General features: G+C 61.1%; 1 protein-coding gene. It reads right to left on the bottom strand.

Annotation, left to right across the window (positions count from 1 at the left end; genetic code table 11):
- Window positions 1-280: 280 nt before the first annotated feature.
- A complete protein-coding gene (locus tag HWY45_RS36195; protein ID WP_059805445.1) occupies window positions 281-1,300 on the bottom strand; it encodes an IS110 family RNA-guided transposase in 1,020 nt (339 codons plus the stop codon).
- Window positions 1,301-1,430: the final 130 nt, after the last annotated feature.

Here is a 1,430-nt window from a genome sequence, read left to right as displayed (position 1 = left end):
CTATATGAACGCGTCCCGTTTGCAACAGTTCTCGTGTGTTACGACAGACAGGATGGGCAGCAGCTCTATATCCGGCCTTGTTGCAGCCGGTACTGCCGCTGCGGGCCCCTATGAAATACGCTGACTCGCACCTCATTCTCCGGGCGAGCTCGAAGCTCTCCAACCCATTCAGGTTTAGCGAGTCCCGGTCCTACCTGGTTTGTCATCACACTCGATTGCTGCGCAACCTTTCGACGTTCACCCTGTGTTAAACGTTGATGTTCTACTGCGCATGAACCAATCAGGCCGGTTTCACGCTCACGTAGTCCTTCCGGTACGGTCTCCCATGGGCGAGCACCGCCCAGATCGTCCGCGCCATCTTGTTGGCCAGCGCGACGATCACGACATTCGGCGGCCGCCGCTTTTTCATCTGCTCGACCCAAGGACCGGGTTCTTTCGCATGACTCAACACGGAGCGCGCGCCGTGAATCAGCAGCGTGCGCAAATACGTGTCACCGCGTTTGCTGATCCCGTGCAGGTTCACCTTGCCGCCCGTGCCGGTCTGTTTGGGCACCAGGCCCGCCCAGGCGGCGAACTCCCGGCCTGAGCTGAATGCCTTCGGATCGCCCATCATGGCCACCGCGGCCGTGGCCGTCAGCAGCCCGACTCCGGGAATCTCGCTGACCGCTTTTACGGCCGCATCCGCCTTCTTCCACTCGCGCATGCGCCGCTCGATCTCGGCGATCTGCCCGTCGAGCTTCGCCAGGCCGTTCCACTGTTCGCGCAACGTATCGATCAGCACGGCAGGTAGACGCTCCGCGATCCGCTCAAGCGCAGCCGGTATCTCCTTATCCAGCTTGGCTCGCCCCTTGCTCATCACCTCACCGTATTCCGTCAGCAACCCACGCAGTCCGTTGCTCTGCATCGTCCGGAACTTCACCAACTGCTCGCGCAGCCGGTGCAGCGCCAGCATGGCCTGCTGCATCTCGCTCTTCACTGCCACCGGCTTGCCCGGCTGCTGCACCGCCAGCCAGATCGCACGGGCATCCGCCGCATCGTTCTTGTTGCGGATGTTGAACGCCTTCACGAACTCGGCCGGCATCAGCCTGACCTCGTGCCCCATCTTCGTCAGTTGCCGCGCCCAGTGGTGCGCTCCGCCACATGCTTCCATCCCGATCAGACAGGGCGTACGGTTGGCGAAGTGCTCAAGAAACTTGGCCCGCTTGAGCGGCTTGTTCACGATCTCTCCGCTTTCCTGATCGACGTAATGCACCTGGAAAACGTGCTTGGCGATGTCCACGCCTACGGCCATACTGTTCATCGTGGATCCTCCGGTTGCCGGGAAATGCGTGCATTTTCCACCTGGGCACATCGATGCCGTTGGCCCGTGAGGATCCACCTCTTCCTCCGCACTCACATTCACGGGTGGGACGCGTTCATTTCAATTCTCC

It is taken from the genome of Burkholderia stagnalis (assembly GCF_902830275.1).
Lineage (GTDB): Bacteria > Pseudomonadota > Gammaproteobacteria > Burkholderiales > Burkholderiaceae > Burkholderia > Burkholderia stagnalis.
Note: the sequence above shows the minus strand (reverse complement) of the source record. Positions and strands in the feature narration are given on the sequence as shown.